Below are 20,713 nucleotides of genomic sequence, written 5' to 3'. Positions count from 1 at the left end.
GAGCCGCGTCACCTGCGCTAGCACCCTGCTTGCAGGAGCTAGCACGGTGGGCTACCGTGGAGCTGTGCAGAAGCCGGCCGAGTTCGTCCGCGAGCAGGTGAGCACGGTGCGCGATACCGTGGCCACCGCTGCCGCCAGTGCGGCGGCGGAGGCCACCACCGTCTCCGGATCGGTCAGCTCGCACGTGGGCGACTTCATCCGCAGCCAGCGCAGCGCCGCCCAGGTGTCGCTGCGCGAGCTGGCCCGCAACGCCGGGGTGAGCAACCCCTACCTGTCGCAGGTCGAGCGCGGGCTCCGCAAGCCGTCGGCGGAGATCCTCGCCTCGATCGCCCGCGGGCTGAAGATCTCGGCCGAGACGCTCTACGAGCAGGCCGGCATCCTCGACCGCCGGGCCGGCACCGCCGGCACCGTCGCGGCGCTCCGCGCCGACGCCGCACTCTCCGAGCGGCACAAGGCCGTGCTGCTGGAGCTCTACGAGACCTACGCCCGCGAGCACGCCCGTGACCTGGATGCGCAGGCCGCTCCTGCGGCGACCCCGCCTCCCCCCGCACCGTTCCGCACGTCCCCCGAGAAACCCTCCGAGGAGGAGCCGGCATGAGCCGCACCGACACCCTGAAGCACTACGGCGAGACCCTGGCCGAGCAGAGCCGCACGGGCCTGCTGGCCGCCATCGGCGCCGGCGACATCGCTGTCGACGCCGCCGTGGGGCGGGCCCGCACCGTCGTCGGGGGCTTCCGCGCCCGCGCCGAGGCCCTGCCCGGTGAGGCCCAGGTCCAGGCCGACCTGGCCGTCAAGGAGGCCCGCACCCGCGCTGAGCTGGCCCGGGCACGAGCCACCTCGGCCGCCGCGGAGGCGCGCGTCCGCGCCCTCACCGCCGCCGAGCAGGCCGGTGAGGCCGCGCAGCAGGCCCGCACCGCCGTCATCTCCGCGGCCGCCACCGTGCGGCCCGAGACGGTGCTCGGCACCGTGGCCGGCTTCGTCGGGGCGGCCCGCACGCAGGCCGTCAGCACCCTGGCCGGGTTCGCCGACCGCGGCGAGAAGGTCGTCGAGGAGCTGTACCGCCAGCCGGTCGTCCGGCGGGTCGCCGGCCGCACCGAGCAGACCGTGGACGCCGCGGTCGACACCGCCGCCGCGACCGTCGAGGACGCCCTGGCCGAGGTCGGGGACACCGTCGGCAGCGCGTCGGACAAGGTCACCTCGGTGGCGCAGAAGACGGCGGCGCGCGCCGACCAGAGCGCCGAGGCCATCGCCGAGGACACCGAGGCCGCTGCCCGGGCCACCAAGCGCCGGGCCCGCGCCACCGCCGCCAAGGCCGAGAAGACGGCCGAGAAGACGGCCCGCAAGCCCCGCGCGAAGCGGGCGCCCAAGGCGGCTGCGGCCAGCGAGGGCTCCGAGCTCACTCCGCTCGACGTCCCGGCCACGAGCGCGCTGATCGCCAGCGAGGGCCCCGTTCCCGACCCGACCGCCATCCCGGCCAAGAGCACGCCGTCGACCGACGGCGCGAACTGACCGGTCAGCGGCCGCCGGCCGGGTAGCCTCGGATCATGCTCACGTTCGACGGCATCGTCTTCGGGATCGTCTACTACGGCGTCCTGGCCCTGGCGATCTGGGCGTTCGTCGACGCACTGGTCCGCCCGGCCGCGTCCTACGTCGCCGCCGGGAAGCTGACCAAGCCCGGCTGGATGGCGATCACCGGCATCGCCGCGCTGGTGCTGCTCTGGCGCGGGCCGATGGACTTCTTCGGCCTGCCGGCGGTCATCGCCGCGGTCGTCTACCTCGTCGACGTCCGCCCCGCGGTCCGCGGACTGCAGCGGGGCAACAACAGCTGGTGACCGCCGGCTAGCAGCACGTCCCGGGACCGGACCGGTCGCTCGACCTTCGTGGTCGGGCGGCCGGTCCGGTCCCGTTCGTCGTCCGGGTGGTCAGTACCGGTCGTCGCGCGGCATCAGCACCCACAACAGCAGGTAGGCGAGGAACTGCGGGCCGGGCAGGACGCAGGAGACGACGAACGCCACCCGAAGGCCGTTGCGGGAGAGGCCGAAGCGCCGGGCCAGGCCGGCGCACACCCCGGCGACCACCGCGTGGCGGCTGTCGCGGCTCAGGCGGCGGTGCACGGGCGAGGTCATGGCATCGACCCTACGGTCTGCGCGCCCTCCCGGCGCGGCCCACCGCGGCCGCCCCGTCGTCAGCGGTCGAAGACCCCGGCCGGCGGCTGCGGTGACGGCTCCGCGACGGCGTCGAGCACCGGCCGGGCCTGGCCGACGAACGCCCGCAGGTCGTCGCCCGCGACCACCCGGGAGGGCATCGGGTCGCCGGCGCACCGGCGGGTGAGCCCGGCGACCGGCAGCTCGGCGTCCGAGGCCACCGCCACGGTGTTGCCGAACCGCCGCCCCCGCAGCGTTCCCGGCTCGGCCAGCAGCGCGACGTGCCCGAAGACCGCGGCCAGGGTGGCCGCCTCGGCGCGCAGGAACCGAAGCGGCGGGCCGTCGGAGACGTTCCAGGCGGTGACGCCGCCGGGCTTCAGCACCCGGGCGACGTCCGCGGCGAACTCCCTCGTCGTCAGGTGCGCGGGGGTGCGGGCGCCGGCGAACACGTCCACCACGACGACGTCCGCGCTGGCGTCCGGAAAGGTGGCCAGCCCGGCCCGGGCGTCCTCGCTGCGCACCCGCACCCGGGCGTCCCGTGGCAGCGGCAGGGACGTGCGCACCAGCTCGGTCAGGGCCGCGTCGAGCTCGACGACCCGCTGCCGGGAGCCGGGCCGGGTGACCGCGACGTAGCGGGGCAGGGTGAGCGCCCCGCCGCCCAGGTGCACCACGTGCAGCGGCGCACCCGGGGCGGCGGCCAGGTCCAGCACGTGGCCGATCCGGCGGACGTACTCGAACTCCAGGTGCGTGGGATCGGCCAGGTCGACGTGCGACTGCGGCGTGCCGTCGATCGCCAGCTCCCAGGAACCCGGGCGGTCCGCGTCGGCCAGCAGCTCGGCCGTGCCGCCCCCCACCGGCGTGCGGCCGGGCACGGCCGTCGCGACCGGGCCGGGACCCGGCTGTTCGGTCCGGCCCCGGCGGCTCCCGCGCCGGCTCATCGGTGCCGGCTCATCGGCTGCGGAGCAGGGCCACGGCGGCCGGGCCCAGGTGCCGGACGGGCGCGGCGGTGCGCCGGTCGTGCAGCTCGGCGGGGTCGGGTCGGCGGGCGGGCACCCGGCCATCCTGCCCGAGCTCAGCGGGGCGCGACCGCGGACCAGCGCACGGTGACCTCACCGTGCCTGGCCCGGCGCGAGGACCCGACCAGTGGCCAGCCCGCGTCGGCGAGCGCGGTGACGGCCGCCGCCCAGCGTTGGCGCGGCCCGAACGCCGACAACCCGGCCGCCGAGGCCCACGCCAGGTCGAAGGCTCTGAGGAACTCGTGCACCGGCTGGTCGGGCACGTTGTGGTGGATCAGCGCCTTCGGGAGGCGCTCGGCCAGATCGGAGGGGCGCTCGAGGTCGGTCACCCGGGCGGCGAGGGTGAGGGTCAGCGGGCCGTCGTCGTCCAGGGCCACCCAGCCGGCCCGCCGGCCCCACTCGTCGCAGGTGCCCTCGACCAGCAGGCCACCGGGCGCCAGCGCACCGCGCATGGTCTCCCAGGCGCGGGCGGCCGACTCCTCGTCGTACTGGCGCAGCACGTTGAACGCCCGCACCAGCACCGGCCGCAGGCCGGCCAGCTCGAAGCCGCCGAGCCGGAAGTCGACGCGCGGCGGGTCGCGGTCGGCGGCGACCGCGACCACCCGCTCGGGGTCGATCTCCAGCCCCACGACCTCCAGACCCGGAACGGCGGGCGCCAGCCGGTCGACCAGCTCCAGGGTGGTGACCGCCGACGCCCCGTAGCCGAGGTCGACGACCAGCGGGCGGACGGCGTCGCGCAGCCGGGGCACCTGGGTGGCCAGCAGCCAGCGGTCGACCCGGCGCAGCCGATTGGCGTTCGTCGTCCCGCGGGTGGGCAGGCCCAGCGCGCGGGCGCGGCCGGCGGCCAGCCGGGGGGCCCGGCGCGCCGGCGGCAGGGTGGCCCGCGCGGTGTGGTCCCGCCCCGACTCGCTCACCGTTCCGCAGGATAGTCGGCGCGGCGGTTAGCGTGGACGCGTGCTGGTTTCCCGGTCCGCCCGTTTCGCCGACCTCACCACCCTCGGGGTCGGCGGGCCCATCGAGCGGCTGGTCGAGGTCACCACCGAGGACGAGCTGGTCGCCGCCGTCCTGGACGCCGACGAGGCCGGCCGGCCGCTGCTCGTGCTGGGTGGCGGGTCCAACATCGTCGCCCCCGACGCCGGCTGGGCCGGCGACGTGGTGGCGGTGCGCACCCGCGGGCTGCGGTACCGGTCGGGCGCCCGCACGGTCGAGGTCGAGGCGCAGGCCGGGGAGGTCTGGGACGACCTGGTCGCCGCCACGGTCGCCGAGGGGCTGGCCGGGATGGAGGCGCTGGCCGGCATCCCGGGCTCGACCGGCGCGACGCCGGTGCAGAACGTCGGCGCCTACGGCCAGGAGGTCGCCCAGACGATCACCGCCGTCCGGGTGCTCGACCGGGCCGCCCGCCGGCAGCGGGTGCTCCGCCCCGCGGACCTCGGTTTCGCCTACCGCGACAGCCGGCTCAAGCAGCACCCCGGCGAGCTGGTGGTGCTCAGCGTCACCTTCGCCCTGGCGCCCGGCCGGCTGTCGCGGCCGGTCGGGTACGCGGAGCTCGCCGCGAAGCTGGGCTTGCAGGTCGGCGAGACCGCCCCGCTGGGCGACGTGCGCACGGCCGTGCTCGAGCTGCGCCGCGGCAAGGGCATGGTCCAGGACCCCGCCGATCCCGACTCGCGCAGCGCCGGGTCGTTCTTCACCAACCCGATCGTGCCGGCGTCCGTCGGGGTGGCGGAGTGCCCGAACTGGCCGGCCGGCTCCGGCCGGGTCAAGCTCAGCGCGGCCTGGCTGGTCCAGTACGCCGGCTTCGGCCGCGGCACCCGCGAGGGCCGGGTCGGCATCTCGTCGAAGCACGCGCTGGCGCTCACCACCGAGCCCGGCGCCACGGCCGAGGAGCTGATGGCGTTCGCGGAGAAGGTGGTCGCCGGCGTCCAGGAGCGGTTCGGCGTCACGCTCGTTCCCGAGCCCACCGCTGTCCGTCCCTAGTCCGGCCCCGTCCGGAGGTTCGCCCCGAGCCTGCGAGGGGTGAGGGGGACGGCGGGGTCCTGCTACTCGCGCGCGACCTTGTGCTGGGCGGCCTGGGCGCGCGGGCGGAGCACGAGCAGGTCGACGTTCACGTGGTGCGGCCTGGTCAGCGCCCAGGCGATGCAGTCGGCGACGTCCTCGGCGACCAGCGGCTCGCGCACCCCGCGGTAGACGGCGTCGGCCAGGTCCTGCGACTGCGTCCGGTTGAGCGAGAACTCCTCGGTCCTGACCATGCCGGGGGCGATCTCGATCACCCGCACCGGCTCGCCCACCAGCTCCAGCCGGAGCGTCTCGGCCAGCGTGTGCACGCCGTGCTTCGCCGCCGTGTAGGAGGCCCCGCCCTCGTAGCTGATCAGCCCGGCCGTCGAGCCGACGAACAGCAGGTCGCCCGCCCCCGACGCGCGCAGCGCGGGCAGCAGCGCCTTGGTCAGCCGCACGGTGCCCAGCACGTTGACGTCGTAGGTGCGCTGCCAGGAGTCCAGGTCGGCCTCGGCCACCGGCGCGGCGTCGAACGCCCCGCCGGCGTTGTTGACCAGCACGTCCACCCGGTCCAGCCCGGCGGTGAACGCGGCCACCGAGGCGGCGTCGGTGACGTCGAGCTGCACCGCGCGGCCGCCGATCCGCTCGGCGAGGGCGGTCAGCCGGTCCAGCCGGCGGGCCGCCAGGACGACGTCGAAGCCCTCCGCCGCCAGCCGGGTGGCGGTGGCGGCGCCGATCCCGCTGGAGGCGCCGGTGACGACGGCCACCCGTCCCTCTCCGCGGAACGACGGGGCAACGGACTGCGGTGCGATGGGGCTGGGCATGTGGCCATCCTGACGCTGAGGCAGACTGGTGCGCCGACAGGGTGTCCCGTCCGGGCGCCGCGTACACGCCCGAGCGGGAGGAGAGCTGTGCCCGCTCGCCGGCACCCCCGCCCGCCCTGGCGTGGTGCGGGGGGTCCGCTGCCCTCCGTCCATCCCCCCGCCGCCGAGCTCCGGCTGCCCGGCCGGGTCGCCACGCTCTCCGTGCACACCAGCCCGCTCGACCAGCCCGGGGCCGGTGACGCCGGCGGGATGAACGTCTACGTCGTCGAGGTCTCCCGCCGGCTGGCGGAGCGCGGCATCGCCGTCGACGTCTTCACCCGCGCCACCTCCAGCGACCTCCCGCCGGTGGTCGAGATGAGCCCCGGCGTCACGGTGCGGCACGTCAGCGCCGGCCCGTTCGAGGGCCTGGGCAAGGACGACCTGCCCGCCCAGCTGTGCGCCTTCACCGCCGCGGTGCTGCGCGAGGAGGCCCAGCACGAGCCGGGACACTTCGACGTCGTCCACTCCCACTACTGGCTGTCGGGCCAGGTGGGCTGGCTGGCCCGCGACCGCTGGGGCGTGCCGCTGGTGCACTCGGCGCACACGCTGGCCAAGGTGAAGAACGCCGCGCTGGCCGAGGGTGACGCCCCCGAGCCGCTCGCCCGGGTGATCGGCGAGGAGCAGGTGGTCGACGAGGCCGACCGGCTGGTGGCCAACACCGCCGACGAGGCCGACCAGCTGGTCCGCTGGTACGACGCCGACCCCCGGCGCACGCTGGTCGTCCCGCCGGGTGTCGACCTGCAGCGGTTCTCCCCGGGTGACCGGCAGGCCGCCCGCCGGCGGGTCGGGGTGCCCGCCGACGCCGTCGTCCTGCTGTTCGTCGGCCGGATCCAGCCGCTCAAGGCCCCCGACCTGCTGCTCCAGGCCGCGGCCCGGATGCTCGCCGACGACCCGGCCCTGCGCGACCGCCTGCAGGTTCTGGTGGTCGGCGCCCCCAGCGGCTCCGGGCTGGCCGAGCCGCAGCGGCTGCAGGAGCTGGCGGTGCGGCTCGGCGTGACCGACGTCGTCCGGTTCCTGCCGCCGCAGCCGCCGGAGCAGCTGGCCGAGCACTACCGCGCCGCCGACGTCGCCGTGGTCCCCAGCCACAACGAGTCCTTCGGCCTGGTAGCGCTGGAGGCGCAGGCCTGCGGCACGCCGGTGGTGGCCGCCGCGGTCGGCGGCCTGCACACCGCGGTGGACGACGGGGTCTCCGGCCTGCTGGTCGAGGGGCGCGACCCGGCCGACTACGCCGCCGCGATCCGCCGGGTGCTCACCCGCCGCGAGCTCCTCGCCGCCGGTGCCCGCCGGCACGCCAGCCGGTTCAGCTGGGACCGCACGGTCGACTCCCTCGTCGACGCCTACGCCGCGGCGATGGCCGAGATGGCCGCCGGCACGGGGCGGCTGCTGCCCACGCGCGAGCACGCGGCCCGCGACGCGGTCCGGCTGCTGCCGGGGGGCACCGCCGCGCGATGAGCGAGCGCACCGTGACGGCGCTGGCCGCCGTCGTCGACAGCACGCTGCGCGCCGCGGAGCTCGAGTACGAGCAGACCGCCCCCGGCCGGTTCGTCGTCACCCTGCCCGGCACGAAGAAGCTGAAGACGGTCGTCGGGCTGATCGTCGGTGACCACGGCTTCCGCATCGAGGCGTTCGTCTGCCGCCAGCCGGACGAGAACCGCGAACAGCTGTGGGCGTGGCTGTTGCAGCACAACGCCCGGATGTACGGCCTCAGCTACTCCATCGACAGCGTCGGCGACGTCTACCTGACCGGCCGGCTCGGGCACAGCGCGATCACGCCCGAGGAGATCGACACCCTGCTGGGCACCGTGCTGGCCTACGCCGACGAGCACTTCAACACCCTGCTGGAGATCGGCTTCGGCAGCTCCATCAAGCGGGAGTGGGCCTGGCGGGTCAAGCGCGGGGAGTCGCTGGCCAACCTCCAGGCCTTCGCTGCGTTCGCCGACCCGGAGCGCACGACCGCCCACGGGGAGGAGCCCGCACCGTGAGGGCTTCCGGGTCCGACCATGGTGATCACGGGCAGCACGATCCTGGACGTCGCCGGCGGCGTCCCCGACCGCGACCGGGAGCCGGTCAGGCCCGGGCGGAGCCCGGCCACCAGTAGGTGGTGCCGGTGCGCGGGCGCACGTCGGCGAATTCCACCATCGCCGCCGCGATCTCGGCGTCCCGGGACGCCGGCAGGCACAGCCGCCGGCGGGTGAAGGCCAGAACGACATCGGCCGGGGCCTCCCGCCACGGGTCCTCGCGCGGCCAGCTGCGGGCCTCCCAGGCCAGGCCCAGCTCGGTGAGCACCTCCCCGAACAGCTCCGCGGTCGGCCCGCCGGGACGCTCCTGGCGGTGGAAGTGCCGCCAGAGCCCGGCCATCGACGTCCACGGGTGGACGTCGGTCAACTCCACCACGACCCGGCGACGGGCGTGCCCGGTGAGCGCCCGGACGAAGTCGGCGACATCGGGGACGTTGTAGACGACGTTGGCCGCGACGGCGATGTCGGCGGCGGGCACCTCCCCGGCGATGTCCGGCCAGCGCCCGCGCCAGGTGCGCGTGCCCGGCCCGGCCGCGGCGGCGAACCGGGCCAGCAGCTCGGCGGACTCGTCGACGCCCAGCAGCTCCGGCGCCCCCACCGGGATGCTCGCCGCCCCGCCGCCGCACCCGACGTCCAGCACGCTGCGCGGAGCCGCGGCCCGCACCGCGTCGTGGGTGGCGGCGGCGCCGCGGTCGGCGCCGAAGAGCCCAGCGGGGAAGCCGTAGGGGGACTCGGGGGCCGCCGCCAGCAGCTGCGGATCGATCGCCCAGGCGGCCAGCTCGTCGGCCCAGCGGGTGAGTGCGCTCATGGCGTGATCCTGCCCGGCGGCAGTGCGGTCGGCCGCGCCCGCACCGGTCGGGCAGGATGTCGGGCGTGACCGACACCGGGACCCTGGTACTGCTCCGCCACGGCGAGAGCGAGTGGAACAAGGCCAACCTCTTCACCGGCTGGGTGGACGTCGAGCTGTCGCAGAAGGGGCGGGCCGAGGCCACCCGCGGTGGGCAGCTGCTCACCGAGCACCGGCTGCTGCCCGACGTGCTGCACACCTCGCTGCTCAAGCGGGCGATCAGCACCGCCGAGCTGTCGCTGGCGGCGGCCGACCGGCAGTGGATCCCGGTGCGCCGGTCCTGGCGGCTCAACGAGCGGCACTACGGCGCGCTGCAGGGGCTGGACAAGGCCGCGACGCTCGCCGAGTACGGCGAGGAGCAGTTCATGACCTGGCGGCGCAGCTACGCGACCCCGCCGCCGCCGATCGAGGCCGACAGCGAGTACAGCCAGGACGACGACCCGCGCTACCAGTTCCTGCCGCCGGAGGCCCGCCCGGCGACCGAGTGCCTGGCCGACGTCGTCGTCCGGATGCTGCCCTACTGGTACGACGCGATCGTGCCGGACCTGCGCAGCGGCGCGACGGTGCTGGTCACCGCGCACGGCAACAGCCTGCGGGCACTGGTGAAGCACCTCGACGGCATGGACGAGGACGACGTGGTCGGACTGAACATCCCCACCGGCATCCCGCTGCGCTACGACCTGGACGCCGATCTGCGCCCGGTCGAGCCCGGCGGCGCGTACCTCGACCCCGACGCCGCCGCCGCCGCGATCGAGGCGGTCAAGAACCAGGGGCACGCGAAGAAGTGAGCGCGGTGCCCGTGGTCACCCTTCGGGCACCCGTCTCCCCAGGTAGCGGCCCTGCCGGACCGCACCGTCACGAGGGCTGGGTCATCCGCTTCTCGCCGGTCACCAGGTAGACCACCCGGCGGGCGACGCTGACCGCGTGGTCGGCGAAGCGCTCGTAGTAGCGGCCGAGCAGCGTGACGTCGATGGCCGACTCGATGCCGTGTGGCCAGTCGTCGGACAGCAGGGCCAGGAAGAGCGCCTTGTGCAGCTGGTCCATGACGTCGTCGTCGGCCTCGAGCTCGACGGCGGCCTGGAGGTCGCGCTTGGCGATCACGGTGCCGGCCTTGGTCACCAGGCTCTCGGCGACGTGCCCCGCCTCGAGGAAGATCGGCCGGACCTCCTGCGGCACGGCGTGCTCGGGAAAGCGCATCCGCGCCACCTTCGCGATGTGCGCGGCGAGGTCGCCCATCCGCTCCAGGTCGGCGACGATCCGCATCGCCGTGGTGATCATCCGCAGGTCGGTGGCGACCGGCTGCTGACGGGCGAGCAGGGTGAAGCAGCGCTCCTCGATGCTCTCCCGCACCGCGTCGATGCGCTCGTCACCGGCGATCACGAGGTCGGCCAGGGCGACGTCGGCGTCGAGCAGCGCGGTGGTCGCGGTGCTCATGGCCGAGCCCACCGAGTTCGACATCTCCACCAGGCAGGCGGTGATGTCCTCCAGCTCCTCGCGGTAGCTCTCCCGCACGGTTCCTCCATTCGCGCCGCCGCGGCGGGCGGCGCAGGTCTCGCACGCGCGGGGCGCCAGTGGCTGGACCCCCGGGGCGCGTGTGCTGTCGAGGGTAGAGACGTCCCGGGGCGAGGCAGGGGACCGGCGGGTGAACGGGCGGGCACGCGGCGGTGAACAGTTGCGCCCCCAGGGGGTGATCATCACCCGAACGGCTGGTCAGGCCACCGTTCCGGCCTAGCATCGAGGCGTGGACCCGGTGGTCGCCCTGGTGGCGGGCCTGTTGATCGGCCTGCTGCTGGCTGTGTCGGCGGCCCGGGCCGGCTGGGCGCTGCTCGATCGCCGCGGCCGTGGTGACGACCGCCCCAGGTGGCAGTCGGGCGCCGAGCTGCGCCCGGAGGAGGAGGCCGCGCTCAGCCGCCGGGTGATGGACCTGATGGACCCCGCAGTCGTGCTGCTCGGCCCGGACGACGCCGTGCTGCTGGCCAACCCCTCCGCCCGGGCGCTGGGCATCCTGCGCGGCAGCCGGCTGCTGGTGCCCGGCCTGGTGGACGTGTCCCGGAGCGTGCAGGCCACCGGCAGCCGCCGGGCCGAGGTCGTCCTGCCCGGTGATCTGGTCGGTGGGGGGCCGCGGACGGTCGGCGTGCACGGCATCCGGCTCGGCAGCAGCCCGATGGTCGCCCCGGGCCCGGTGGCACTGGTGCTGGAGGACGTCACCGAGGCCCGCCGGGTCGAGGCGGTCCGCCGCGACTTCGTCGCCAACGTCGGGCACGAGCTCAAGACGCCGGTGGGGGCGCTGGCCCTGCTGGCCGAGGCCGTGCAGGGCGCGGCCGACGACCCCGAGACGGTGCAGCGCTTCGCCGCCCGGATGCAGCACGAGGCCGACCGGCTGGCCCGGCTGGTCCGCGAGCTGATCGACCTGTCCCGGCTGCAGGGGGCCGAGCCGTTGCCCGAACTGGTGCCGGTGGCCATCGCGACCGTGATCGGCGAGGCGGTCGACCGGACCCGGGCGGCGGCCGTGGTCAAGGGGATCCAGCTCGCCGTCGGCGCCCAGCCCGGCCTGGTGGTGCGCGGGGTGGAGGCCCAGCTGGCCACCGCGCTGACGAACCTGCTGGCCAACGCGGTGGCCTACAGCCCCGAGGGAACGACGATCGCCGTCGGCGCCCGGGCCCGCTCCGGCTTCGCCGAGATCGCGGTGACCGACTCCGGCATCGGCATTCCCCGGTCGGACCGCGGGCGGGTGTTCGAGCGCTTCTACCGGGTCGACCAGTCCCGGGCCAGCGCCACCGGCGGCACCGGCCTGGGGCTGGCGATCGTCAAGCACGTGGCCAGCAACCACGGCGGGTCCGTGTCGGTGTGGAGCGAGGAGGGCCTGGGGTCGACGTTCACGCTGCGGATCCCGCTCGCCGCCGGCGCCGTCGCGCCGGCACCGGCGGCGGGCACCGGCCAGCCCCCGGTCCCACCGCTGGCCGACCTGCGGTCCGTGCCCCGGGCGACCTTCGCCGACGGTGCGGCCGCGGACCGGGACAGCGCCGCCACCGGGCCCGACAGGCCCGCGGGGGCGCCACGAGAGGACGGCCCCGCCGGGGCCGCGATGAGAGGACGGTCATGACCCGAGTGCTCGTGGTGGAGGACGAGGAGTCCTTCTCCGACGCCCTGTCGTACATGCTGCGCCGGGAGGGCTACGAGACGGTGGTCGCCGCCGACGGGGTGGACGCGCTGGCCGAGTTCGACCGGGGCGGTGCCGACATCGTCCTGCTGGACCTCATGCTGCCGGGGCTGTCCGGCACGGAGGTCTGCCGTGCTCTGCGGGCGAAGAGCTCGGTGCCGATCATCATGCTCACGGCCAAGGACGCCGAGATCGACAAGGTCGTGGGGCTGGAGCTCGGCGCCGACGACTACGTCACCAAGCCGTACTCGGCGCGGGAGCTGGTGGCCCGCATCCGGGCGGTGCTCCGCCGGGGCGCGGAGGGTGAGCCCGCGAGCGACACGTCACTGGCGGCCGGACCGGTCCGGCTGGACGTCGACCGGCACGTGGTCGCCGTCGACGGTCGCCCGGTGGCCCTGCCGCTGAAGGAGTTCGACCTGCTGGAGCTGCTGCTGCGCAACGCCGGGCGGGTGCTGACCCGCGGGCAGCTGATCGACCGGGTGTGGGGCGCGGACTACGTCGGTGACACCAAGACCCTCGACGTCCACGTCAAGCGGCTGCGCGCCAAGCTCGAGCCGGACCCGGCCAACCCGAAGTACCTGCTGACCGTGCGGGGGTTGGGCTACAAGTTCGAGGCGTAGCCGTGCACATGGCGATCCTCCGGATCGCACCGCGGCCAGGTGCCTGGTCGGTCTGCGCTGAGCCGTTTTCCGTCAGCCCGGGGTGGACCCTGCGGGCCCGCCGCCCGGGCTGACCGCCTTCGGCGTCCGTACCTGTGCACAGTGCGATCCTCCGGATCGCACCGCGGCCAGGTGCCTGGTCGGTCTGCGCTGAGCCGTTTTCCGTCAGCCCGGGGGTGGACCCTGCGGGCCCGCCGCCCGGGCTGACCGCTGCGCACACTGTCGGCCTGACGGCCTCCCACCGCGGCCAGGTAGCGCCTTGCCGGGCGCTGAGCCGTTTCCCGTCAGGCCGGGGTGGACCCTGCGGGCCCGCCGCCCGGGCTGACCGCCTTCGGCGTCCGTACCGGGTTCGCGACCTGCTGCCCGAGGTGACCGCCTTCGGCGTCCGGACCACCCTTCCGGGGGCTCCACTGACGTGCCCGGCGAGCTGGGGTGGTTCTCCTACTGGCCGCGGCCGGTCTCTTCCTGGAGCTCGTCGATCTTCTTCGAGGCGTCGGCCTTGTTCAGGTCGTCGGGGACCTCCTCCCCGGCCTGGCGGGCCAGGGTCTCCAGGTAGCTCTGCTGGGCGCCGGTGGCCGGCTCCCCGCCGGTGACCCAGTCGGACGGGTCCTTCTCCGCCGTGGGGTCGCCCGCCTGTCCGCTGCCGGCCGGTGCGTTCGGTTCGCTCATGTGTTCGACCCTAGGCCGGGAGGAGGTCCTCCGCCTCCCGAATCGGCGCGGTCCCGCGACCGGCGCTCTCCCACCGGCGGCCGGTGCGGTAGACGTGCACCCGGCCGCAGGGGCACTCCACCGCGAGGGCGATGTGCTTCGGGTGGTTGGTGACCGACCGGATGCGCCGGTCGGCGACCAGCTCGTCGGTCCCGGTGACGGGGCAGGTGATCAGCAACATGGACCGAGCCTGCTCGGGCCGGACGTCGCCGACGAGTGGCAGAACTGACCGCGACCGCGTCGAACCTGCCATGATGGAGACGTGCAGCACACCGCACGTCCCCTCGTCGTGAGCGCCCTGGTCGCCGACGGGCTGGTGGGCAGCTTCGGCCTCGGCGTGGCCGCCGAGGTGTTCGGTTACGACCGCCGGGCCATCGGCCTGCCGCGGTTCGACTTCGCGCTGGTGGCCCCGCGGCCGGGCGTGCTGCGCACCGACACCGGCATCGCCATCACCGTCGAGCTCGGCCTCGAGCGGCTGGCGGTGTCCGACATCGTGCTGGTCACCGCCTGGGAGCTGTACTCCGCCGTCCCGCCGCCGGACCTGCTGGACGCGGTGCGCTGGTGGTCAGCCAGTGCACCGGCGCCTTCGTGCTGGCCCAGGCGGGCCTGCTCGACGGGCAGCGCGCCGCCACCCACTGGAAGTACGCCGGTGAGCTGGCCGCGCGGTTCCCCGCCGTCGACGTCGACCCGGCGGTGCTCTACGTCGACAACGGTCAGGTCCTCACCGGGGCGGGCACCGCGGCCGGCGTCGACACCCTGCTGCACCTGGTCCGGCGCGAGTGGGGTGCGGCGGCGGCGAACTCCCTGGCCCGGGAGATGGTGGTGCCTCCGCACCGGAACGGCGGGCAGGCCCAGTTCATCGACGCCCCGGTGGCCCGCTGCCAGGACGACCTGCTCGGCGTCGTGCTGGAGTGGGCCCGGGCGCACCTGGCCGAGGAGATCACCGTCGAACTGCTGGCCCGCCGGGCGCTGATGAGCCCGCGCAGCTTCGCCCGCCGGTTCAAGGCCACCACCGGGACGACGCCGCACGCCTGGCTGCTCGGCCAGCGGCTCGCGGCGGCCGAGGCGCTGCTCGAGGACGGTGATGCCCCGGTGGAGGAGATCGCCCGGCTGGTCGGCTTCGGCACGGCCGCGGGCCTGCGCGACCAGTTCACCCGCCGTCGTGGGGTGTCCCCGCGGGCCTACCGCCAGACCTTCCGGGCCGCAGGTCCGGGCCCGGGGGCCGGCACGGCGCCGGCGTGGCCCTCAGTCGGGGCGGCGCCGGTGCAGCTGCACCGGAACTGGCCGGGGGCTGGCGGGGTGCGGGGCGACGAGACCGCGGTCCAGCCGGGCCTCGACCAGCCGGCGTAGCTCCGCGTAGGCCGGGGCGCCGAGCAGCTCGGTGAGCTCCGCGGCGTAGGTGTGCACCAGCGGTTCGGGCGACACGTGCGCGTCGGGGGACCCGGTGCACCACCAGTGCAGGTCGTGGCCGCCCGGACCCCATCCGCGCCGGTCGAACTCACCGATCGTCGACACCAGCACCCGGGTGCCGTCGGGACGGTGCACCCACTCCTGCTCGCGGCGGACCGGGAGCTGCCAGCACACGTCCGGCTTGGTCTCCAGCGGGTGCCGTCCCTGACGCAGCGCCATCGCGTGCAGCGCGCAGCCCGCGCCGGCCGGCCAGCCGGGCCGGTTGAGGAACACGCAGGCGCCGTCCACCACGCGGGTCCGCAGCGCCTGCCCGGCCGGTTCACCGGGTGCGTCCGGACCATCGGGTTCGGGCTCGGTCAGGGTGTCCGGCTCGGTCCAGTCGTCCCGCCAGCGCCCCGCGTGCTGCCAGTCGACGTCGGTCAGCTCGGCCACGGCCGCGCCGACCCGGCCGAGGTCGTCGTCGTCGGTGAAGAAGGCGCCGTGGTTGCAGCAGCCGTCGTCCGCCCGGCCGGCCACCACGCCGGCGCAGCCGCGGCCGTAGACGCAGGTCCAGGCCGAGGTGAGCCAGGTCAGGTCGGCGCGCACGCGGTGGTGGGCGTCGGCCGGGTCGGGGAACTCCACCCATTCCCGGGCGAAGTCCAGGCCGACCTCCGGGGGCGGCGCGGGCGGTTGTCCAGGTGCCACCGCAGCAGCCTAGGAGTCCGACCCGGCACACTCTCCGGCATGCGGCTGGGTGTGCTGGACGTCGGATCGAACACCGTCCACCTGCTCGTCGTCGACGCCCACCGCGGTGCGCACCCGACGCCGATGCACGACGACGGGTCGTTGCTCCGCCTGTCCGAGCACGTCGGGCCCGACGGCAAGCTGTCCAAGGCGGGGGAGAAGGCGCTGCTGACGGCTGTCCAGCGGGCCAAGCAGCAGGCCGCCGACCAGCGCTGCGAGGACCTCCTGGCCTTCGTCACCTCGGCGCTCCGGGAGGCCGACAACGGCGCGGCAGTGCTGCGCCGGGTCCGCGAGCAGACCGGGGTCGACCTGCAGGTGCTCACCGGCGAGGACGAGGCGCGGCTGACCTTCCTGGCCGTGCGCCGGTGGTTCGGCTGGAGCGCCGGCCGACTACTCGTGCTCGACATCGGCGGCGGATCGCTGGAGCTGGCGAGCGGCCTGGACGAGGAGCCCGACGTGGCGCTCTCCCTGCCGCTGGGCGCCGGCCGGATGACCCGGCACTACCTGCCCCGTGCCGAGCGCGGCGGCCGGCCCGACCTCGCCGCGCTGGACAAGCTGCGGCAGCACGCCGAGGAGATGCTGGCGCCCGCCGGCGCGAAGCTGCGGGCCGCCGGGCCGCCCGACTGTGTCGTGGCGACGTCCAAGACCTTCCGCACCCTCGCCCGGCTGGCCGGTGCGGCACCCTACGGTGCCGGGCTGCGGGTGTCCCGCGAGCTGACCGCGACCGGGCTGGCCCAGGTCATCGGCTTCGTGTCCCGGATCGAGTCCGCCGCGCTGGCCGAGCTGCAGGGCGTGTCCGCCCAGCGGGCCCACCAGGTTCCGGCCGGCGCCGTCGTGGCGCAGGCCGCGATGCGCGCGGTGGACGTACCGTTCGTGCGGATCTGCCCATGGGCGCTGCGGGAAGGGGTCATCCTGCGCCGCCTCGACCAGCTGGAGGGGGCGTGATGTCAGACCCTGGCACAGGCGAACACAGCGTCCGCTCGCTGGCGGAGATCCTCCGGGAACACGGTCTGGAGTCCGAGTTCGGCACCCGGCCCGGACGCCGGCAGCGGGACGGCGAACCGAAGGCCGACTGGCCGGCCCGCCCCGCCCCGCAGGACCAGCCCCCCTCGAGGCTGCGTCCCGGCGGGCGGTCGACGCCCGGGACGGGCGCCCGCCCGGCCCGGCCGCGCGAGGTCCCGACCGCACCGCCGCGTCCGGAAGGCCGGCCGGCGGCCACCGAGGCCGCGGCGGCCGAGATCCTCCGCCAGCACGGCCTCGAGACCGAGTTCGGCACCCGGCCCGGCCGCCGGCGCGGTGAGGGCGCCAAGGCGGACTGGCCGGCGCGGCCGGCGCCGGAGGACCAGCCCCGGAGCAGGCTGCGGCCCCCGGTCGACACCGGGCCGCCGGCCCGGGTGGCCCGGCCCCGTGAGGCGCCCCGCGAGGAGGTCCGGGCGGGACCCCCTGCCCCTGCCCCTGCGCCTGCCCCTGCAGCCGCGGCCGCCGCGCCGCCGGCGGCGGCGCGGCCATCCGCCGCCCCGTCTTCGGCCGCCCCGTCCCCGGCCGCTCGGTCTGCCCGCACCGGCCCGCCCCGACCGCCGCGGGGGGAGGCCCCGACACGTGGACCGGCGACCCCGGCCGTGCCCGCAGTCCGCTCCCCGAGGCGCTCGGGCGTACCCGCTACCGGTGACCCGGTGGCGACGGGTTCCTTCGCGGCGGTGGTGGCCGGCGCGGCCGTCGAGGACGGGTACCCCGATGTTGAGGCCCCGACCGCGGGCCAGAGCGCGCTCGCCTGGGCCCGGTTCGCCGGTGAGCTGCTGCTGGCCGTGGCCGTCGGCGTGGGCACGTACTTCGCCTTCACCCTGCTCTGGGAGCTGATGCCCTACGTCGCGCTCGTCGCCGCCCCCCTGGCGCTGACCGGCCTGGTCGCCGGTGTCGCCGCGTGGCGGCACCGCCGCGAGCAGGCGCAGCTGGGCGTACGCCTGCTCGCGGTGCTCGTCTTCGCCGGAACCCTCCTGGTCATCGCCCCGGCTGCCGGGCTGCTCTCCGCGGGGTGAGCCGGGGCGGGTGAGCCCGCCGCCGCACCCCCGGCCCGTGCCGGCGCACCCGCCGGGGCACTACCGTCGCCGCCGTGACCACAGGCGGGCGCTCGGGACTGGCCATCGTCGGCGGCGGCAAGATCGGCGAGGCGCTCCTCGCCGGCCTGGTCCGCCAAGCGGACGCGAGCGGCCCGGGCCCCGGGGACATCGTGGTGGTGGAGCGCAGCGGGCAGCGGGCCGCCGAGCTCACCGACCGGTACGGCGTGGCTGCCGCGGATCTCGCCGGCGCGGCCGGCCGGGTCCGGGTGCTCCTGCTGGCCGTCAAGCCGCAGGACATCGACACCCTGCTGGGCCTGCTCGCCCCGCACGTGACGGCCGACCACCTGGTCGTCTCGGTCGCCGCCGGGGTGCCGACGAGGCGGATCGAGGCGCTGCTGCCCGCCGGTACGCCGGTGGTGCGGGTCATGCCGAACACCCCGGCGCTGGTCGACGAGGGCATGAGCGTGCTGTCCGCGGGGACGCACGCCACCGAGTCGCACCTGGACGAGGCGGAGGCCCTGCTCGCCCCCGTGGGGCGGGTGCGCCGGGTGCCGGAGAGCCAGCAGGACGCTGTCACGGCGTTGTCCGGCAGCGGTCCGGCGTACTTCTTCTACCTCGTCGAGGCGATGATCGACGCCGGGATCCTGCTGGGCCTGCCGCGCACGCTCGCCGCCGACCTGATCGTGCAGACCGCGCTCGGGGCAGCGGTGATGCTGCGGGACTCCGGGGAGCACCCCGTGCAACTCCGGGAGGCCGTCACCAGCCCTGGCGGGACCACCATCGCCGCCATCCGCGAGCTGGAGCGGCACGGCGTGCGGGCGGCGCTGATCGCGGCCATCGAGGCCGCGCACGACCGCTCGGTGGCGCTCGGCGAAGACCGCTGACTGTCCACAGTCGGTGAGGTCACACTCGCTGAACGTCGCGACGATCCGGGTGTCGATGCGGGCAGTGAGCAAGGAGCAACTCACTGGGGCTGACGGTCCCCGGAAATCGCTTGGTTCTCCACAGAAAGCTGTGGACGGTGTCCCGTGTCGACCTGTCACCTTGTGGATAACACGCCGTCACAGGAGTGTCACCCTGTGTCTCTGTCCACTTGTGCCCAGGACGGACCGGTCCGCCTGTCCGTTTCACCCATCGCTTCTGTCACTCCGGTCCCCCTAGGGTTCTTTCCAACAGCACGTGCGTGTCCCGTCCGCCGGTGGGGAAGCCGGTGGCCCGACTCGTGCTGACACGGAGATGAATCAGATGACCATGCCCCAGCGCGCCACTGTGCAGACCGTTCGTCCGGGTGTCCCGGCGCCGCGGCAGATGAGCCGGCCGATCTCGGCAGCCTCGCTCGGCCGCCCGATCCCCGCCGCGCACCCGGCCTCCATGCCGGTCGGCCGCCCGAGCGCCGTCCCGGCTCCGCGCGCCGCCGTGGCGTTCCTCACCGTCGCCGAGGTCGCCGCGCTCATGCGGGTCTCGAAGATGACCGTCTACCGCCTGGTCCACGGTGGCGAGCTCGCCGCCGTCCGCGTCGGCCGGTCGTTCCGCGTGCCGGAGCGTGCCGTGCACGACTACCTGCGCGACGCCTACACCGACATCGCCTGAAGAAGGACCACCTCGCCCCCCGCCGCTCGCCCGCTCGCGGCGGGCCCCTGCGAGGTGGCCGCTCCAGCACGTCACGGGCTCGGGAGGCCGGCAGGTCGACCGTGCCAGCCCGTCGGCCGCGCGCCGGGTAGGCTCGGGCGCCGAGCGTGCTGCCTCGCCTAGCGAGGGCAGCCCGCGCACGAGCTGTTCACCACGCACGGTGCCCGGCGTGACCGTCCCGGTCGCCCTCCCGGTCGCCGTGCGACCTCGACGTCGGGAGCACTGACATGGGTTCTGTCATCAAGAAGCGCCGCAAGCGGATGGCGAAGAAGAAGCACCGCAAGCTCCTCAAGAAGACCCGCGTCCAGCGGCGCAACAAGAAGTGAGCTGACGCTCGTGCCGCCCGCGGTCGTCCTCGTCACCGGTGTGAGCCGGTGGCTCGGCGGTGCGCTGGCGGCCGAGCTCGCTTCCGATCCGGCCATCGACCGGGTCATCGGGGTGGACACCGTTCCCCCGTCCCCCGCGGTGCTCCGCCGCCTCGGGCGCACGGAGTTCGTCCGGGCCGACATCCGCAACCCGCTGATCGCCAAGGTCATCGAGTCCGCGTCGGTCGACACGGTCGTGCACATGAACATCAGCTCCACGCCGGCGGGCGCCGGTGGTCGCGTGCCGATGAAGGAGCTCAACGTCATCGGCACCATGCAGCTCCTGGCTGCGTGCCAGCGGGCTCCCTCGGTGCGACGCCTCGTGCTGAAGTCCACCAGCGCCGTCTACGGGGCCAGCCCCCGCGACCCGGCGGTGTTCACCGAGGCCATGCAGGCCCGTCGGGTGCCGCGCGGCGGCTTCGCCCGGGACAGCCTCGACATCGAGGGCTACGTCCGGTCCTTCGCGAGGCGCCGGCCGGACGTGGCCGTCGCGGTGCTGCGCTTCGCCCACTTCATCGGTCCGCGGATCGACTCGCTGCTGACGGAGGCCTTCCGGCTGCCGGTCGTGCCCACCGTGCTCGGCTACGACGCCCGGCTGCAATTGCTGCACGAGGACGACGCCCTCGCCGTGCTGGTGCGGGCGACGACCGGCGATTTCACCGGGACGGTCAACGTCGGTGCGCCCGGCACGGTGCTGCTCTCGCAGGCGCTGCGCCGGCTCGGCCGGGTCGCCGTGCCGGTACCGGCCCCGGCCATCGGCTCGCTGTCCCGGCTCACCCGCAGCGCCGGGATGGTCGACTGGTCACCGGAGCAGATGCGCCTGCTCGTCTACGGCCGCGTCCTGGACACCCGGGTGCTCCGCGAGGAGTTCGGCTACGCGCCGCGCTTCTCCACGTCCGCCGCGCTCGCCGACTACGGGCGCACCCTGGTGCCGGTGGTGGCTCCCGAACTGGTGGACGCCGTGGTCACCGGCACGACCGCGGTCGCGTCCAGGGTGGCCGGGCACGCCACCACGGTGGGGGCCCTCGGGCGGTCGCTGTGGCGGCCCCGGGAGCCGGACGCCCCCGTCGTGCCCGGGCTGCGCGCCGTGCGGGACGTGTGACCGTGCCCCCGACCCGCGCC

25 protein-coding genes are annotated in these 20,713 nt (G+C 75.4%); 16 read left to right on the top strand and 9 right to left on the bottom strand.

The features are described 5' to 3' along the window. Nucleotides 1-64 precede the first annotated feature (64 nt). Genes ACYVG5_RS11775 through ACYVG5_RS11765 form a run of 3 tightly spaced genes read left to right on the top strand, consistent with a single transcriptional unit; the run spans nucleotide 65 to nucleotide 1,832 of the window. Nucleotides 65-598 (top strand): helix-turn-helix domain-containing protein, encoded by a 534-nt coding sequence (locus ACYVG5_RS11775; RefSeq protein WP_222049380.1) that lies wholly within the window; start codon nucleotides 65-67, stop codon nucleotides 596-598. Further along, complete coding sequence (locus ACYVG5_RS11770; RefSeq protein ID WP_222049381.1) at nucleotides 595-1,509, top strand: hypothetical protein; 915 nt, start codon at nucleotides 595-597, stop codon at nucleotides 1,507-1,509. The genes ACYVG5_RS11775 and ACYVG5_RS11770 overlap by 4 nt, the downstream gene beginning before the upstream one ends. Nucleotides 1,510-1,544: 35 nt before the next feature. Next, nucleotides 1,545-1,832 (top strand): DUF2516 family protein, encoded by a 288-nt coding sequence (locus tag ACYVG5_RS11765; protein WP_222049382.1) that lies wholly within the window; start codon nucleotides 1,545-1,547, stop codon nucleotides 1,830-1,832. A 90-nt stretch (nucleotides 1,833-1,922) separates the two neighbouring features. Here the strand turns inward: ACYVG5_RS11765 and ACYVG5_RS11760 are convergent, their stop codons facing one another. The 3 genes from ACYVG5_RS11760 to ACYVG5_RS11750 all read right to left on the bottom strand — a co-directional run bounded on the left by ACYVG5_RS11760 (nucleotide 1,923) and on the right by ACYVG5_RS11750 (nucleotide 4,074). Then, entirely contained in the window at nucleotides 1,923-2,126 is a 204-nt protein-coding gene (locus ACYVG5_RS11760; protein WP_222049383.1) for a PspC domain-containing protein, read from the bottom strand. Between the two features lie 59 nt (nucleotides 2,127-2,185). Further along, a complete protein-coding gene (locus ACYVG5_RS11755; protein ID WP_222049384.1) occupies nucleotides 2,186-3,082 on the bottom strand; it encodes a spermidine synthase in 897 nt (298 codons plus the stop codon). Nucleotides 3,083-3,216: 134 nt separating this feature from the next. Then, nucleotides 3,217-4,074, bottom strand: coding sequence for a class I SAM-dependent methyltransferase (locus ACYVG5_RS11750; protein ID WP_222049385.1), 858 nt, complete (start codon nucleotides 4,072-4,074; stop codon nucleotides 3,217-3,219). A 40-nt stretch (nucleotides 4,075-4,114) separates the two neighbouring features. Between ACYVG5_RS11750 and ACYVG5_RS11745 the strand changes: the two genes are divergently transcribed. Continuing rightward, nucleotides 4,115-5,134: a UDP-N-acetylmuramate dehydrogenase gene (locus ACYVG5_RS11745; protein WP_222049386.1), complete on the top strand. Its 1,020-nt coding sequence runs from the start codon at nucleotides 4,115-4,117 to the stop codon at nucleotides 5,132-5,134. A 62-nt stretch (nucleotides 5,135-5,196) separates the two neighbouring features. On the opposite strand, the gene ACYVG5_RS11740 is transcribed toward ACYVG5_RS11745, so the two are convergent. Beyond that, entirely contained in the window at nucleotides 5,197-5,976 is a 780-nt protein-coding gene (locus ACYVG5_RS11740) for an SDR family oxidoreductase (RefSeq protein WP_222049387.1), read from the bottom strand. An 87-nt stretch (nucleotides 5,977-6,063) separates the two neighbouring features. On the opposite strand from ACYVG5_RS11740, the gene mshA reads away from it, so the two are divergent. Together mshA and ACYVG5_RS11730 are read left to right on the top strand one after the other, a co-directional pair. Then, on the top strand, nucleotides 6,064-7,467 hold the full coding sequence (gene mshA / locus ACYVG5_RS11735) for a D-inositol-3-phosphate glycosyltransferase (RefSeq protein WP_460683205.1): 1,404 nt from the start codon (nucleotides 6,064-6,066) through the stop codon (nucleotides 7,465-7,467). Beyond that, complete coding sequence (locus tag ACYVG5_RS11730; RefSeq protein WP_222049388.1) at nucleotides 7,464-7,997, top strand: type III secretion system chaperone family protein; 534 nt, start codon at nucleotides 7,464-7,466, stop codon at nucleotides 7,995-7,997. Before mshA ends, ACYVG5_RS11730 begins: the two co-directional genes overlap by 4 nt. 85 nt (nucleotides 7,998-8,082) lie before the next feature. Here the strand turns inward: ACYVG5_RS11730 and ACYVG5_RS11725 are convergent, their stop codons facing one another. Then, a complete protein-coding gene (locus tag ACYVG5_RS11725) occupies nucleotides 8,083-8,841 on the bottom strand; it encodes a class I SAM-dependent methyltransferase (RefSeq protein ID WP_222049389.1) in 759 nt (252 codons plus the stop codon). 65 nt (nucleotides 8,842-8,906) lie between these two features. On the opposite strand from ACYVG5_RS11725, the gene ACYVG5_RS11720 reads away from it, so the two are divergent. Continuing rightward, entirely contained in the window at nucleotides 8,907-9,668 is a 762-nt protein-coding gene (locus ACYVG5_RS11720) for a phosphoglyceromutase (protein WP_460683204.1), read from the top strand. 67 nt (nucleotides 9,669-9,735) lie between these two features. Here the strand turns inward: ACYVG5_RS11720 and phoU are convergent, their stop codons facing one another. After that, nucleotides 9,736-10,392 carry a phosphate signaling complex protein PhoU gene (phoU, locus tag ACYVG5_RS11715; protein WP_222049391.1) on the bottom strand — a complete coding sequence of 219 codons (657 nt, stop codon included), beginning with the start codon at nucleotides 10,390-10,392 and terminating at the stop codon, nucleotides 9,736-9,738. A 229-nt stretch (nucleotides 10,393-10,621) separates the two neighbouring features. On the opposite strand from phoU, the gene ACYVG5_RS11710 reads away from it, so the two are divergent. Together ACYVG5_RS11710 and ACYVG5_RS11705 are read left to right on the top strand one after the other, a co-directional pair. Beyond that, nucleotides 10,622-11,983: a sensor histidine kinase gene (locus ACYVG5_RS11710; RefSeq protein ID WP_222049392.1), complete on the top strand. Its 1,362-nt coding sequence runs from the start codon at nucleotides 10,622-10,624 to the stop codon at nucleotides 11,981-11,983. Beyond that, complete coding sequence (locus tag ACYVG5_RS11705; protein WP_222049393.1) at nucleotides 11,980-12,660, top strand: winged helix-turn-helix domain-containing protein; 681 nt, start codon at nucleotides 11,980-11,982, stop codon at nucleotides 12,658-12,660. The genes ACYVG5_RS11710 and ACYVG5_RS11705 overlap by 4 nt, the downstream gene beginning before the upstream one ends. A 480-nt stretch (nucleotides 12,661-13,140) precedes the next feature. On the opposite strand, the gene ACYVG5_RS11700 is transcribed toward ACYVG5_RS11705, so the two are convergent. After that, on the bottom strand, nucleotides 13,141-13,368 hold the full coding sequence (locus ACYVG5_RS11700) for a DUF3072 domain-containing protein (protein ID WP_222049394.1): 228 nt from the start codon (nucleotides 13,366-13,368) through the stop codon (nucleotides 13,141-13,143). Nucleotides 13,369-13,378: 10 nt separating this feature from the next. Next, nucleotides 13,379-13,588 (bottom strand): hypothetical protein, encoded by a 210-nt coding sequence (locus ACYVG5_RS11695; protein ID WP_222049395.1) that lies wholly within the window; start codon nucleotides 13,586-13,588, stop codon nucleotides 13,379-13,381. 380 nt (nucleotides 13,589-13,968) lie between these two features. Between ACYVG5_RS11695 and ACYVG5_RS11690 the strand changes: the two genes are divergently transcribed. Next, nucleotides 13,969-14,757 (top strand): helix-turn-helix domain-containing protein, encoded by a 789-nt coding sequence (locus ACYVG5_RS11690; protein WP_460683203.1) that lies wholly within the window; start codon nucleotides 13,969-13,971, stop codon nucleotides 14,755-14,757. Here ACYVG5_RS11690 and ACYVG5_RS11685 read toward each other — a convergent pair. Continuing rightward, nucleotides 14,653-15,501 (bottom strand): hypothetical protein, encoded by an 849-nt coding sequence (locus ACYVG5_RS11685; RefSeq protein ID WP_222049396.1) that lies wholly within the window; start codon nucleotides 15,499-15,501, stop codon nucleotides 14,653-14,655. The two genes, ACYVG5_RS11690 and ACYVG5_RS11685, sit on opposite strands and share 105 nt — an antisense overlap. A 39-nt stretch (nucleotides 15,502-15,540) precedes the next feature. On the opposite strand from ACYVG5_RS11685, the gene ACYVG5_RS11680 reads away from it, so the two are divergent. The 6 genes from ACYVG5_RS11680 (at nucleotide 15,541) to ACYVG5_RS11655 (ending at nucleotide 20,693) form a co-directional block, all read left to right on the top strand. Further along, on the top strand, nucleotides 15,541-16,485 hold the full coding sequence (locus ACYVG5_RS11680) for a Ppx/GppA phosphatase family protein (RefSeq protein WP_222049397.1): 945 nt from the start codon (nucleotides 15,541-15,543) through the stop codon (nucleotides 16,483-16,485). A 728-nt stretch (nucleotides 16,486-17,213) separates the two neighbouring features. Beyond that, a complete protein-coding gene (locus ACYVG5_RS11675) occupies nucleotides 17,214-17,576 on the top strand; it encodes a hypothetical protein (RefSeq protein WP_460683202.1) in 363 nt (120 codons plus the stop codon). A gap of 74 nt (nucleotides 17,577-17,650) precedes the next feature. After that, on the top strand, nucleotides 17,651-18,481 hold the full coding sequence (gene proC, locus ACYVG5_RS11670) for a pyrroline-5-carboxylate reductase (RefSeq protein ID WP_222049399.1): 831 nt from the start codon (nucleotides 17,651-17,653) through the stop codon (nucleotides 18,479-18,481). A 361-nt stretch (nucleotides 18,482-18,842) separates the two neighbouring features. Beyond that, the gene (locus tag ACYVG5_RS11665) at nucleotides 18,843-19,187 is read left to right on the top strand and encodes a helix-turn-helix domain-containing protein (protein ID WP_246630591.1); all 345 of its coding nucleotides are present in this window, start codon (nucleotides 18,843-18,845) and stop codon (nucleotides 19,185-19,187) included. 266 nt (nucleotides 19,188-19,453) lie between these two features. Beyond that, nucleotides 19,454-19,552, top strand: coding sequence for a 30S ribosomal protein bS22 (locus tag ACYVG5_RS11660; protein ID WP_012854759.1), 99 nt, complete (start codon nucleotides 19,454-19,456; stop codon nucleotides 19,550-19,552). Between the two features lie 10 nt (nucleotides 19,553-19,562). Continuing rightward, a complete protein-coding gene (locus ACYVG5_RS11655) occupies nucleotides 19,563-20,693 on the top strand; it encodes an NAD-dependent epimerase/dehydratase family protein (protein WP_222049400.1) in 1,131 nt (376 codons plus the stop codon). Nucleotides 20,694-20,713 lie beyond the last annotated feature (20 nt).

Source organism: Modestobacter lapidis, assembly GCF_054780755.1.
Note: the sequence above shows the minus strand (reverse complement) of the source record. Positions and strands in the feature narration are given on the sequence as shown.